The sequence below is a fragment of the Brevundimonas sp. Root1423 genome (assembly GCF_001426805.1).
Genome location: NZ_LMFL01000002.1, coordinates 59,869 through 72,772, shown reverse-complemented (window position 1 = coordinate 72,772; position 12,904 = coordinate 59,869). Strand labels below are relative to the sequence as shown.

12 protein-coding genes and 3 pseudogenes are annotated in these 12,904 nt (G+C 68.5%); 14 read left to right on the top strand and 1 reads right to left on the bottom strand.

The features are described from left to right. Positions 1-124: 124 nt before the first annotated feature. The 12 genes and pseudogenes from hemA to ASD25_RS02755 form a co-directional block, all read left to right on the top strand. A pseudogene (hemA, locus tag ASD25_RS02810) lies at positions 125-1,333 on the top strand (5-aminolevulinate synthase); the annotation flags it as partial. 322 nt (positions 1,334-1,655) lie between these two features. Further along, positions 1,656-2,972: a serine hydroxymethyltransferase gene (glyA, locus tag ASD25_RS02805; protein ID WP_156376928.1), complete on the top strand. Its 1,317-nt coding sequence runs from the start codon at positions 1,656-1,658 to the stop codon at positions 2,970-2,972. Positions 2,973-2,978: 6 nt separating this feature from the next. Then, positions 2,979-3,437 carry a transcriptional regulator NrdR gene (gene nrdR / locus ASD25_RS02800; protein WP_055829008.1) on the top strand — a complete coding sequence of 153 codons (459 nt, stop codon included), beginning with the start codon at positions 2,979-2,981 and terminating at the stop codon, positions 3,435-3,437. Positions 3,438-3,457: 20 nt separating this feature from the next. Then, positions 3,458-4,078, top strand: coding sequence for a RibD family protein (locus ASD25_RS02795; protein WP_055829004.1), 621 nt, complete (start codon positions 3,458-3,460; stop codon positions 4,076-4,078). Continuing rightward, positions 4,079-4,669, top strand: coding sequence for a riboflavin synthase (locus ASD25_RS02790; RefSeq protein ID WP_055829002.1), 591 nt, complete (start codon positions 4,079-4,081; stop codon positions 4,667-4,669). Then, positions 4,669-5,802 carry a 3,4-dihydroxy-2-butanone-4-phosphate synthase gene (ribB, locus tag ASD25_RS02785; protein WP_200943517.1) on the top strand — a complete coding sequence of 378 codons (1,134 nt, stop codon included), beginning with the start codon at positions 4,669-4,671 and terminating at the stop codon, positions 5,800-5,802. The genes ASD25_RS02790 and ribB overlap by 1 nt, the downstream gene beginning before the upstream one ends. After that, positions 5,796-6,260, top strand: coding sequence for a 6,7-dimethyl-8-ribityllumazine synthase (gene ribH, locus ASD25_RS02780; protein ID WP_055828996.1), 465 nt, complete (start codon positions 5,796-5,798; stop codon positions 6,258-6,260). The genes ribB and ribH overlap by 7 nt, the downstream gene beginning before the upstream one ends. 54 nt (positions 6,261-6,314) lie before the next feature. Further along, positions 6,315-6,596, top strand: a pseudogene (locus ASD25_RS02775) (6,7-dimethyl-8-ribityllumazine synthase); the annotation flags it as partial. Next, a complete protein-coding gene (gene nusB / locus ASD25_RS02770) occupies positions 6,593-7,123 on the top strand; it encodes a transcription antitermination factor NusB (protein ID WP_055828992.1) in 531 nt (176 codons plus the stop codon). The pseudogene ASD25_RS02775 and the gene nusB, both read left to right, overlap by 4 nt. A 7-nt stretch (positions 7,124-7,130) precedes the next feature. Continuing rightward, positions 7,131-8,120, top strand: a complete 990-nt coding sequence (gene thiL, locus ASD25_RS02765; RefSeq protein ID WP_055828989.1) for a thiamine-phosphate kinase — start codon at positions 7,131-7,133, stop codon at positions 8,118-8,120. A gap of 37 nt (positions 8,121-8,157) precedes the next feature. After that, complete coding sequence (locus tag ASD25_RS02760; RefSeq protein ID WP_055828986.1) at positions 8,158-8,583, top strand: hypothetical protein; 426 nt, start codon at positions 8,158-8,160, stop codon at positions 8,581-8,583. A gap of 177 nt (positions 8,584-8,760) precedes the next feature. Continuing rightward, positions 8,761-11,018 (top strand): annotated as a pseudogene (locus ASD25_RS02755) (sodium-translocating pyrophosphatase). 106 nt (positions 11,019-11,124) lie between these two features. On the opposite strand, the gene ASD25_RS02750 reads toward ASD25_RS02755, so the two are convergent. After that, a complete protein-coding gene (locus tag ASD25_RS02750; RefSeq protein WP_056614949.1) occupies positions 11,125-11,601 on the bottom strand; it encodes an outer membrane protein assembly factor BamE in 477 nt (158 codons plus the stop codon). 174 nt (positions 11,602-11,775) lie between these two features. Between ASD25_RS02750 and ASD25_RS02745 the strand changes: the two genes are divergently transcribed. Together ASD25_RS02745 and ASD25_RS02740 are read left to right on the top strand one after the other, a co-directional pair. After that, complete coding sequence (locus tag ASD25_RS02745) at positions 11,776-12,309, top strand: ubiquinol-cytochrome C chaperone family protein (protein ID WP_235561718.1); 534 nt, start codon at positions 11,776-11,778, stop codon at positions 12,307-12,309. Further along, positions 12,306-12,818, top strand: coding sequence for a DUF177 domain-containing protein (locus ASD25_RS02740; RefSeq protein WP_055828978.1), 513 nt, complete (start codon positions 12,306-12,308; stop codon positions 12,816-12,818). The genes ASD25_RS02745 and ASD25_RS02740 overlap by 4 nt, the downstream gene beginning before the upstream one ends. Positions 12,819-12,904: the final 86 nt, after the last annotated feature.

Here is a 12,904-nt window from a genome sequence, read left to right as displayed (position 1 = left end):
TTTTTACCGCGCAGAGCTGTTCGTTTTGTACGACTACAAGGCCGCATTCGGGACCGCCGTGGAGCAGGTCAGGGGCGAGGGGCGCTATCGCGTCTTCGCCGACCTCAAGCGCGTGCGCTATCGCGTGTACGACTACAAGGCCGCATTCGGGACCGCCGTGGAGCAGGTCAGGGGCGAGGGGCGCTATCGCGTCTTCGCCGACCTCAAGCGCGTGCGCGGCCAGTTYCCGAAGGCGGTCCGCCGTCGCGAGGACGGGTCCGAGCAGGACGTCATCGTCTGGTGCTCGAACGACTATCTCGGCATGGGCCAGCACCCGGCCGTGCTCGAGGCCATGCAGGCCGAGATCGAGGCGGTCGGCGCCGGGGCCGGCGGCACCCGCAACATCTCGGGCACGACCCGGTCGGCGGTCGATCTGGAGGCCGARCTGGCCGCCTGGCACCGYAAGGAAGCGGCCCTGCTGTTCACCTCGGGCTATGTCGCCAACGAGGCGACCCTGACCACGCTGCAGCGCATCCTGCCSGGGCTGATCGTCTTCTCCGACAGCCTCAACCACGCCTCGATGATCGCGGGCATAAGAAACGGCGGCTGCGAGCGGCACATCTTCGCCCACAACGACCTCGAACACCTCGAAAGCCTGCTGAAGGACGCCCCGGCCGACGCGCCCAAGCTGGTGGCCTTCGAGAGCGTCTATTCSATGGACGGCGACATCGCCGACCTCGCCGGGACCATCGCCCTGGCCCGCAAATACGGGGCCCTGACCTATCTCGACGAGGTCCACGCGGTCGGCCTGTACGGCGAAACCGGYGCGGGCGTGGCCGAGCGCGACGGGGTGCTGGACGGCATCGACATCGTCGAATGCACCCTCGGCAAGGCCATCGGCGTCATGGGCGGCTATATCGCCGCCGACGCGGTGATCATCGACGCCGTGCGCAGCTGGGCCTCGGGCTTCATCTTCACCACCAGCCTGCCGCCGGCCCTGACGGCGGGCGCCCTGGCCTCGGTGCGCTGGCTMAAGGCCCATCCCGAGGTGCGCGAGGCCCACCAGGAACGCGCCGCCGCCCTCAAGGCCCGCTTCCGCGCCGCCGGCATCCCGGTGATGGAGAGCGTCAGCCACATCGTGCCGGTGTTCGTGGGCGATCCGGTCCACGCCAAGATGATCTCCGACATGCTGCTGGAAGAGCACGGCGTCTATGTCCAGCCGATCAACTATCCGACCGTGCCCAAGGGCACCGAACGCCTGCGCTTCACCCCCTCGCCCAACCACTCCGACGCCATGATGGACGACCTCGTCAAGGCGATGGACCGCCTCTGGACCCACTGCAACGTGGCGCGTCACCGCCTCTGGACCCCCAACCACTCCGACGCCATGATGGACGACCTCGTCAAGGCGATGGACCGCCTCTGGACCCACTGCAACGTGGCGCGTCTGCCTGCCGTCGCCTGAGGACAGCCTCGGCGAGGTCATCGTCGAACTGACCCGCAACGGGTCCTATCTGAAATGCTCGGCCATCCATGTCGCGACCGGCGTGGAGGCCTCCGCGGTTGGACCGGTCGCCCAGCGGGCAGGGCTGGAACGGATCGCCCTCGGCAAGCTGAAACGGGCGCTGGCCGCCCGCTGACCACAAGATGTTGTGGTGAACCGGCGTCAGGCCTAAATGGGTCGCCGCGCCAGAGCTTCGGGGATTCCAGTGACCGCCTTCACCCACGCCGACTATTTCTCGAAGAGCCTTGCCGAGGCCGATCCCGACATCTTCGGCGGCATCGAGGGCGAACTGGGCCGCCAGAAGGAGCAGATCGAGCTGATCGCCTCCGAGAACATCGTCTCGAAGGCGGTGCTGGAGGCGCAGGGCTCGGTGCTGACCAACAAATACGCCGAGGGCTATCCCGGCCGCCGCTACTACGGCGGCTGCGAATATGTCGACGTCACTGAGAACCTCGCCCGCGAGCGCGCCAAGGCGCTGTTCGGCTGCGCCTTCGCCAACGTCCAGCCGCACTCGGGGGCCCAGGCCAACCAGGCGGTGTTCCAGGCCCTGCTGACGCCCGGCGACACCTTCCTCGGCATGGATCTGGCGGCCGGGGGCCACCTGACCCACGGCTCGCCCGCCAACCAGTCCGGCAAATGGTTCCGGCCGGTGACCTACAAGGTGCGCGAGAGCGACTGCCTGATCGACTATGACCACGTCGCCGAGATGGCCGAGAAGGAGAAGCCGAAGCTGATCCTGGCCGGGGCCAGCGCCTACAGCCGGCACATCGACTTCAAGCGGTTCCGCGAGATCGCCGACAGCGTCGGGGCCTGGCTGATGGTCGACATGGCCCACTATGCGGGCCTGATCGCCGGCGGCGTCTATCCCGACCCGCTGCCGCACGCCCACGTCGTCACCACCACGACGCACAAGACCCTGCGTGGCCCGCGCGGCGGCATGGTGCTGTCGAACGACATCGAGCTGGGCAAGAAGATCAACTCGGCCGTCTTCCCCGGGCTGCAGGGCGGACCGCTGGAGCATGTCATCGCGGCCAAGGCCGTGGCCTTCGGCGAGGCGCTGAAGCCCGAGTTCAAACTGTATGCGCAGCAGGTGGTGACCAATGCGCAGGCGCTGGCCGCGGTGCTGGTCGAGCGCGGCGCGGCCATCGTCTCGGGCGGCACCGACAGCCATCTGATGCTGGTCGACCTGCGGCCCAAGGGCGTCACCGGAAAGGCCACCGAGGCGGCGCTCGAGCACGCCCTGATGACCTGCAACAAGAACGGGGTGCCGTTCGACACGGCACCGTTCACCGTGACCTCGGGCGTCCGTCTCGGCACCCCGGCCGGGACGACGCGCGGCTTCGGCGTCGGCGAGTTCCAGCAGGTCGGCCACTGGATCGCCGACGTCATCGATTCGATGAAGGGCACGGACGAAGCGGACGCCGGCGTGTCGCAACGCGTGGCGGGCGAGGTGCGTGAGCTCACGCGTCGCTTCCCGATTTACGGATAAGCGCTGATGAAGTGCCCTTTCTGCGGACATCAGGACACCCAGGTGAAGGACAGCCGCCCGTCGGATGACGGCGCCGCCATCCGTCGCCGCCGGTCCTGTCCGTCGTGCAGCGGGCGGTTCACCACCTTCGAACGGGTGCAGCTGCGCGAACTGATGATCCTCAAGCGCAACGGCCGCCGCACGCCCTTTGACCGTGACAAGCTGGAGCGGTCGCTGAACGTGGCCCTGCGCAAGCGCCCGGTGCAGCCCGAGCAGGTCGAACAGCTGGTCAGCCGCATCACCCGCCAGCTGGAAAGCCTCGGCGAGACGGAAATCCCGTCATCGACGGTCGGCGACTTCATCATGAAGGCGCTGAAGTCGGTCGATGAGGTCGCCTACGTCCGCTACGCCTCGGTCTACAAGGACTTCCGCCACACCGGCGATTTCGCCCGGTTCCTGGGCGATGAGGGTCTGGACGAAAGCTGATGCGCCCCCCGGGTCAAAGGATGCGCGTCACCCTGAAACTGGCGACGTCCCTCGACGGTCGGATCGCGACCGCCACGGGTGAAAGCCGGTGGATCACCGGCGAGGCCGCGAGGCTGGAAGGCCACCGCCTGCGCGCCGCTCATGACGCCATTCTGGTGGGCGTCGAGACCGTGCTGGCCGACGACCCTGAACTGACGGCGCGTCTGCCCGGGCGCCCCGTCGATCAGCCCCTCCGCGTGGTGCTCGACAGCCGGCTCCGCACGCCGCCCACCTCGAAGATCGCCCATGGCGACAGCCTGATCCTGACCGTCGCCGAGCCTGCGCCGGTGGGGACCGCGGTCGTCGAACGTGTCGAGGCCGACCACGGCCGCCCGTCGGTGGCCGCGAGCCTGTCGGCGCTGACGCGACGGGGCGTTTCGTCCGTCCTGATCGAGGGGGGCGGGCAGGTGGCGGCCAGCTTCCTGCGCGCCGGCCTGGTCGATCGTCTGGAGTGGTTCCGGGCGCCGATCCTGCTGGGCGCCGAGGGCCGGCCCTGCGTGGCGGCCCTCGCCCTTTCGAAGCTGGCGGACGCCCCCACTTTCCGGCGCCTTGCGGTGGAGCCTTGCGGTGACGACCTGTGGGAACGCTACGAGAGAGTTTGAATGTTCACCGGGATTGTCACGGACATCGGCCGCGTCCGTTCGGTCAGGCAGACCGAGCGCGACCGGCGGTATGAGATCGAGACCGCGTGGGACACGTCGGGCATCGATCTGGGCGCATCCGTCAGCCATGCCGGCTGCTGCCTGACAGTGACCGAAAAGGGCCCCGGCTGGTTCGCCGTCGAGGTCTCGGGCGAAACCCTCTCGAAAACCAACCTCGGCGACTGGACCGAGGGCCATCGCGTCAATCTCGAGCGGGCGGCCAGACTGGGCGACGAGATGGGCGGCCATGTCGTCTCGGGTCATATCGACGGCCTCGGCCGGGTCGTCTCGGTCACGCCCGAAGGCGGTTCGCACCGGATCGACATCGAGGCCCCGGCGCCGCTGCACCGCTATATCGCCGCCAAGGGCTCGATCACGGTCGACGGGGTGTCGCTGACGGTCAACGCCGTCGAAGGCCGGACCTTCGGCCTGAACATCATTCCCCACACCTGGGAGGCCACGACTTTGGGCGCCCTGAAACCCGGCGACGCGGTCAATCTCGAGATCGACATGCTGGCGCGATACCTCGCGCGGTGGCAGGAGACGGCGTGATGCAATTGGCCGCGAACATGAACGACAGCCCGATCAGCCCCATCGAGGACATCCTCGAGGACGCCCGCAACGGCAAGCCCTACATCCTCGTCGACGCCGAGGATCGCGAGAACGAGGGCGACATCATCATTCCGGCCCAGTTCGCCACGCCGGACCAGATCAATTTCATGGCCCGCCACGCCCGTGGTCTGATCTGCCTCGCCATCACCGCCGACCGCGCCCGCCAGCTGCGCCTGCCCCCGATGGCGGCCGAGAATCGCGAGAGCATGGGCACGGCCTTCACCGTCTCGATCGAGGCGCGCGAGGGCGTGACCACCGGCATCTCGGCCGCCGACCGCGCCCGGACCGTTCAGGTGGCGGCCGACCCGACCCGGGGCGCCGACGACATCGTCTCGCCCGGCCACGTCTTCCCGCTGGTCGCCCGCGACGGCGGGGTGCTGGTCCGCACCGGCCACACCGAGGCGGCGGTCGACATCAGCCGCATGGCCGGGCTGACGCCGGCCGGGGTGATCTGCGAGATCATGAATGACGACGGGTCGATGGCGCGGATGCCCGATCTGGTCGCCTTCGCCCAGCTGCACGGGCTCAAGATCGGCACCATCGCCGACCTGATCGCCTATCGCCGCCGCACCGAGCGGATGGTCGAGCGGGTCATGGACACGCCGTTCGACAGCGTCCACGGCGGCCCGTTCCGGCTGATGCTGTACCGCAACGCCATCGAGGGCGTCGAACACGTCGCCCTGGTCAAGGGCAAGATTGAACCCGGCAAGCCCACCCTGGTGAGAATGCACCAGGTCGATTTCGCCGCCGACCTGCTGGGCCATGTCGAGGCGCGCCAGAATTATGTGCCCCGCGCCCTGAAGGGGATCAGCGACCATCCGGGCGCCGGCGTCACGGTGTTTCTGCGCGATCCGGAACTGCACGGCCTGGCGGAGCGGCTGGCCGGGGTCGAGAAGCCGACCGCCGTCGACCGGTCGATCCGCAACTACGGCGTCGGGGCGCAGATCCTGCTGGATCTGGGCGTCCGCGACATGATCGTGATGAGTTCGACCCGCCCCAATCCGGCTGCGCTGGAAGGCTACGGCCTGCGCATCGTCGGCTGGCGTGACATGGACGGAGAAGACCAATCGTAAGCGAGCCCATCCGCGTCCTCATTGTCGAGGCGCGCTTCTATGACGACCTCGCCGACGCCCTGCTGGAAGGGGCGAAGGACGCCCTGCGCGCGCGGGACGTGGAGTTCGACATCGTCTCGGTTCCGGGCGCGCTGGAAGTGCCGACGGCGATCGCCCTGGCCGTCGAGGCCGGCCGCTATCCGACCGCTCCCCGCTATGACGGCTTCGTCGCCCTCGGCTGCGTGATCCGCGGCGAGACCTATCATTTCGAGATCGTATCGGACCAGTCGGCGGCCGGAATCCGCAACCTCGGCCTCAACGGCGTGGTCATCGGCAACGGCATCCTGACGACCGAGGACGAGGACCAGGCCTGGGCCCGGGCCCGCATCAGCGAGGGCGACAAGGGCGGCGGCGCGGCGCGCGCCTGTCTGGAGCTCATTGCCTTGCGCAAGCGGCTGCGCGTAGGACTGGGCGCGTGACCGAACCCGCCAGCATCCAGACTGGGCGCGTGACCGAACCCGCCAGCATCCAAGCCGTCCTCGCCCAGCCGCTATGACGGCTATGTCGCCCTGGGCTGCGTGATCCGCGGCGAGACCTATCATTTCGAGATCGTCTCGGATCAGTCGGCGGCCGGGATCCGCAATCTGGGCCTGAACGGCGTGGTCATCGGCAATGGCATTCTGACCACCGAGGACGAGGATCAGGCCTGGGCCCGGGCCCGCGTCAGCGAGGGCGACAAGGGCGGCGGCGCGGCGCGCGCCTGTCTGGACCTCATTGCCTTGCGCAAGCGGCTGCGCGTAGGACTGGGCGCGTGACCGAACCCGCCAGCCTCCAGTCCGTCCTCGCCCAGCTCGCCGAGGCCGAGAAGCAGCGCGCAGAGCCGCAGCTGACCAGCCGCCAGCGCCGCGCGCGCACCGTCGCGCGCCTCGCCGCCGTGCAGGCCCTCTATCAGATGGAGCTGGCCGGCGAGGGGGTCGAAACCGTGATCTCCGAATTCTCCAACCATCGCTTCGACGCCGACATCGACGGCGAGGCGCTGGCCGAGGCTGACGAGGACTATTTCGCCGAGATCGTGCGAGGCGTGGTCAGCGGCCAGCGCGACATTGACGACGCGGTCAAGGCGCGGCTGGCCTCCAACTGGCGGATGGAACGGCTCGATTCCACCCTGCGGGCCCTACTGCGGGCCGGGGCGTGGGAGCTGCGCGAGCGGCAGGACGTGCCGCGCGAGATCGTCATCGACGAATATGTCGAGCTGGCCAAGGCCTTCTTCGACGACGCCGAGGCGAAGTTCGTCAATGCGGCGCTGGACGGCGTCGCCCGAGACGCCCGGCCCAGGGGCTGACCCCGCCATGCCCGCGGTCGACGTCGCCGGCGAGTTCGAAACCATCCGCCGCCTGTTCGCGCCCCTGGCCCATCCGGTCTGGGGCCGCGGCCTCCTCGACGATGTGGCGGTCGTCCCGTCTCGCGCCGGCCACGACCTGGTCCTGACCAAGGATGCGATCGTCGAAGGCGTCCATTTCCTGTCAACGGACCCGCTGGACACCGTCGCCCGCAAGCTGATGCGGGTGAACCTGTCCGACCTGGCGGCCAAGGGGGCCGAGCCGTTCGGCTATCTGCTGGCCTGCCACTGGTCCGAGCGCTGCGGCTGGCCGGAGCGGACGACCTTCGCCGAAGGCCTGCGCGTCGATCAGAAGGCGTTCGGTGTCGCCCTGCTGGGCGGGGACACGGTGGCGACGCCCGGCCCGGCCGGCTTCTCCATGACCATGCTGGGCTGGGTTCCGAAGGGGCGTGCCGTGGGCCGCGCCGGCGCCCGGCCGGGGGACCTCGTGTTCGTGACGGGCACGGTTGGAGACGGGTGGCTCGGGCTGGAGGCGGTGCAGGGCAAGCTGTCGCTGGATCCCGAGCGGATGGCCGCCTTGTCGGATCATTACCGGACGCCGACGCCGCGCGTCGACTTCGCCGGTCCGGTCCGGGACATGGCCAGCGCGTCCATCGATATTTCCGACGGCCTGATCGCCGACCTCGGGCATCTGGCCGAGGCCGGCGGGGTGCGCCTTGAGATCGATCTGGAGAACGTGCCCCTGTCCGCGGCCGGTCAGGCCTGGTTCGACGGCCGGGTCGATGCGCAGGCGGCGCTGGAAAAGCTGGTGACCGGCGGCGATGACTACGAAATCGCCTTCACCGCCACGCCGCGGGAAGAGGCCGCGCTGCGTCGGGAGGCCGAGCGTCGGCATCTGCGCCTGACCCGGATCGGCCGCGTGACGGCGGGGGAGGGCGTCGTCGCCCGCTTCGGCGGCCAGCCCGTGGCGTTCGACCGGCCAGGCTTCACTCACGACTGACAACGAAATCTCAAGGCGTGGCGGTCAACATGCGGGGATGCGCCGTCGCGATCTCATTGCAGCTTCCGCCGCCCTGCCGGTTCTCTCCGCGGGGAGCGACGCCCTCGCCGGCGAGCGACCAGCGGCGGGAGGCGCCAGCATCAGCATGCCGGGCGTGGGCTTGCCGATCATCGCGGGGGGGCGGCTGCGAAACTATGTCTTCGTCTCGCTGCGCCTGCATCTGGGAGGGTCCGCCACGCCCGAATCGATGCGACCGAAAGAGGCTTTCCTGCGCGACGCCTTGGTGCGCGCGGGGCACCGGACGCCCTTCACCGTGCCCGACGACTGGCGGGTCATCGACACCGCCGCCCTGTCAGCCAGCCTGATGCGATCGGCCGCTACGATAGCCGGACGCGGCTCGGTCACCCGGGTCGAGATCGTGAGCCAGGCGCCCCGCCGCCGGACGGGCGTAACCGCCGGCTGAACTTCGTTCACCAACGCTGTTGCGTCGGCCCCCGGCATTTGGCACGTTTCCGCCGCAATTCCCCAAGGACGCAACATGCGTCCGGTGCGCACGGGGGGACCGGAAGGCGGACAGAGGCGAATAACGCCCGCCGCGCCAAGGAACCGGGCGCCTGAACACACAGGGTTTGGAAACGCCATGAGTAACTATCTGTGGCTGGTCATCGCCGCAGGCGCGCTGGGAGTCCTCTACGGGCTGATCCAGACCGCCGCGTTGATGAAGGCCAGCACCGGCAACGACAAGATGCGCGAGATCGCCGCGGCGATCCAGGAAGGGGCCTCGGCCTATCTGCGCCGCCAATACACCACCATCGCCATGGTCGGAGTCGTGATCCTGATCGCGGCCTGGCTGCTGATCGGGCCCTATGCGGCCATCGGCTTCGTCATCGGCGCGGTGCTTTCGGGCCTGGCCGGTTTCGCCGGCATGCTGATCTCGGTCCGGGCCAACGTCCGCACCGCACAGGCGGCCTCGGAAAGCCTCGCCAAGGGTCTGGACCTGGCCTTCCGGTCGGGCGCCATCACCGGCATGTTCGTGGCGGGCGGCGCGCTTCTGGCCGGCATGGGCGGCCTCGGAAAGCCTCGCCAAGGGTCTGGACCTGGCCTTCCGGTCGGGCGCCATCACCGGCATGTTCGTGGCGGGCGGCGCGCTTCTGGGCGTGGCCGGCTACTACGCCTTCCTGACCGCCGGCGCGGGCTTCGAGAGCACCAGCCGCGAGGTCATCGACGGACTGGTCGCCCTGGGCTTCGGCGCCTCGCTGATCTCGATCTTCGCCCGCCTCGGCGGCGGCATCTTCACCAAGGGCGCCGACGTGGGCGGCGACATGGTAGGCAAGGTCGAGGCCGGCATCCCGGAGGATGACCCTCGCAACGCCGCGACCATCGCCGACAACGTCGGCGACAACGTCGGCGACTGCGCCGGCATGGCCGCCGACCTTTTCGAGACCTATGCGGTGACCACGGTCGCCACCATGGTGCTGGCGGCGATCTTCTTCCGCGACCAGCCCTATGTCGAAACCATGATGCTGCTGCCGCTGGCCATCTGCGCCATCTGCGTGGTGACCTCGATCATCGGCAGCTTCTTCGTCCGTCTGGGCAAGAAGCAGAACATCATGGGCGCCCTGTATCAGGGCCTGATCGTCACCGGCGTCCTGTCGGTCGGCGCGGTCTGGTGGGTCATCACCCAACTGGTCACGGGCCCCGTCACGACGACCAGCGGTCTGGTCATCGAGCCGATGAGCCTGTTCTGGTCCGGCCTTGTCGGTCTGGGCGTCACCGCGGCCATCGTGGTGATCACGGAATACTACACCGGCTCCAACTTCCGCCCGGTGCGCTCGGTCGCCAACGCCTCGGTTTCGGGCCACGGCACCAATGTGATCCAGGGTCTGGCCGTTTCACTGGAATCGACCGCCCTGCCGGCGCTGACGATCATCGTCGGCATCATCGCCAGCTACCAGCTGGCGGGCCTGTTCGGCATCGCCATCGCCACCACGACCATGCTGGGCGTGGCGGGGATGATCGTGGCTCTGGACGCCTTCGGTCCTGTCACCGACAACGCCGGCGGCATCGCCGAGATGGCGGGCCTGCCCTCGGACGTGCGCCACGTGACGGACGCCCTGGACGCCGTCGGCAACACCACCAAGGCGGTCACCAAGGGCTATGCGATCGGTTCGGCCGGCCTCGGCGCCCTGGTGCTGTTCGCGGCCTATACGTCGGACCTGCAGTATTTCTCGGCCAACCCTGACGTCTATCCGTTCTTCGCCAACATGCGCGAGGTCGCCTTCGACCTGACCAACCCSTACGTCGTCGTCGGCCTGCTGTTCGGSGGGCTGCTGCCCTTCCTGTTCGGCGGCATGTCGATGATGGCGGTCGGYCGGGCCGCTGARTCKGTSGTGGAAGARGTCCGCCGCCAGTTCCGCGAGAACCCGGGAGAACCCGGGSATCATGACCTATGAGGTCAAGCCCGAGTACGGCCGKGCGGTCGACATCCTGACCAAGGCGGCGATCCGCGAGATGATCGTGCCGTCGCTGCTGCCGGTGCTGTCGCCGATCGTSCTGTTCGTGGCCATCCTGTTCCTGTCGGACAAGGCGGATGCGTTCGCGGCCCTGGGCGCCATGCTGATGGGCGTGATCGTGACCGGCCTGTTCGTGGCCATCTCGATGACCTCGGGCGGCGGCGCGTGGGACAACGCCAAGAAGGTGATCGAGGAGGGATTCACCGACAAGAACGGCGTCGTCCACGGCAAGGGCTCCGAGGCTCACAAGGCCGCGGTGACCGGCGACACCGTCGGCGATCCCTACAAGGACACCTCCGGMCCGGCGGTGAACCCGATGATCAAGATCACCAACATCGTCGCCCTGCTTCTGCTGGCGGTGCTGGCGAGCGGCAAGATCGTCTGAACCTGATCGGCCTCTCCGGTTCGCCGGAGAGGCCGTCTGTCCTGAAACGAAAGAGGCCCCGGAGATCGCTCTCCGGGGCCTTCTTTTTATGTCGTCGGCCTTGGCCCTATTCGCGGCGCTGCTGGCCCGGCGTGTCTTCGTCGGTGCGGGGCAGCTGGCCGCGGCCGACGTTGCCGAGCAGCTGCTCGAGGATCGTCAGTTGGCGGCCGCGGGTCGGCGTCTCGCGACCGTTCATGGCCACGACCTGGCCGTCCTCAAGCCCGAGGTTGTTGACCGCCGACACCTGACCGGCGTCGTTGAAGGTGATCTCCGTCACCGAACGCTGGGTCACGTGGGGGCGGTTATAGGTGTATTTCTCGGTGACCTGGCTGATGTAGTACCAGATGCTGTCGCGCTCGAAGGTCGAGGTCGTCGAGGGCGTGCCCAGCTTGGTCAGCACGGTCTGCTTGGTGTCCGTGCCGGCGACGATGTCGGTGGGCCGGGCGTCGATCGCCTGGAAGCCGTTCTGACCCACCACGGGGGCGCACGCGGCCGTGAGAGCCGCGACGGACAGAGCAGCGATAASGAGCTTSGAACGGASCATTTGCGGCGCCTGCGACTTCAACAAGGTCTTTGACCTAACCGGACCCGAGCCTTAGTTCAACGGCGCGGCGGAAAAGGGGCCGCATGATCATGCCGGCGCGGCGCGACTTCAACAAGGTCTTTGACCTAACCGGACCCGAGCCTTAGTTCAACGGCGCGGCGGAAAAGGGGCCGCATGATCATGCTTCAGAATCTGTTCCGAACCCGTCCCCGAGAGCGTCTCGGCCAGCCACTGTATGAACTGGCGGTGCGCCAGGCCCGCCGGCCCGGCTTCTACACCACGCTGGGCGTCGCTGACCGGATCGATGCGCGATTCGAGCTCTACACCCTGCATGTGCTGCTGCTGGTCATGCGTCTGCGCGATGAGGGCGAGCGGGGGGCGGAGGCCGGGCAGGCCCTGTTCGACACCTATGTCTCGGCCCTGGACCACGCCCTGCGGGAGCTGGGCGTCGGAGACATCTCGGTGGGCAAGAAAATGCGCAAGCTGGGCGAGGCCCTGTACGGCCGGATGACCGCATACGAGGGACCGTTGCGCGACGGCGACGCCGCCGCCCTGTCCGCCGGTCTGGCGCGTAATGTCTACGAGAGCGACGATCCCGCGGTCGGCGCCGCGCTGGCCGCCTATGCCCTGGCCAGCCGGGCCCGTCTGGCGGCGCAGGATTTCGATGCGGTGGCGGCGGGTCCTGACTGGGCGGAGATTGATCAATGAGCGTTCCGAGCCTTCCCTATAGCGAACCGGTCCGCCTGCATCAGGTGCCGGGCGGCGTGAAACGCACGCTGGAGCCCGACGCGGCGGCCCGGGCGAGGATCGCCAAGGCGCTGGACCTGGCGTCGCTCGACTCGTTTACGGCCGAGATTGATCTGGCCCGCGTCGACGCCGGCTGGCGGCTGTCCGGCCGGGTGCGCGCCAGCCTGGCCCAGACCTGCGGCATCACCCTTGAGCCGCTGCCTCTCGAGGTGGACGCGCCGTTCTCCCTGACCCTGGCCGAGGCGGTCGACGAGGATTCCGACGAGATCGTCATCACCCTGGACGACGAATCGTCGGATCTCATCGAGGACGGCCAGATCGACCTGGGCCAGTATGCGGTCGAGCAACTGGCCCTGCGGCTGGATCCGTTCCCCCGCAAGCCCGGCGCCGAGTTCGTCCAGCCCCCGGAACCCGCCGAAATTTCGCCCTTCGCCGTGCTGAAGCAACTCCGGCCCTCCGACGAAGGTTGACGCAGCGGCGGCGCGGTTGCATCCCCCCGGGGCGGCGCTATCGTCGCCTTACTGACAAGCGCCGAACGCACGGCGCGACGGAGTCG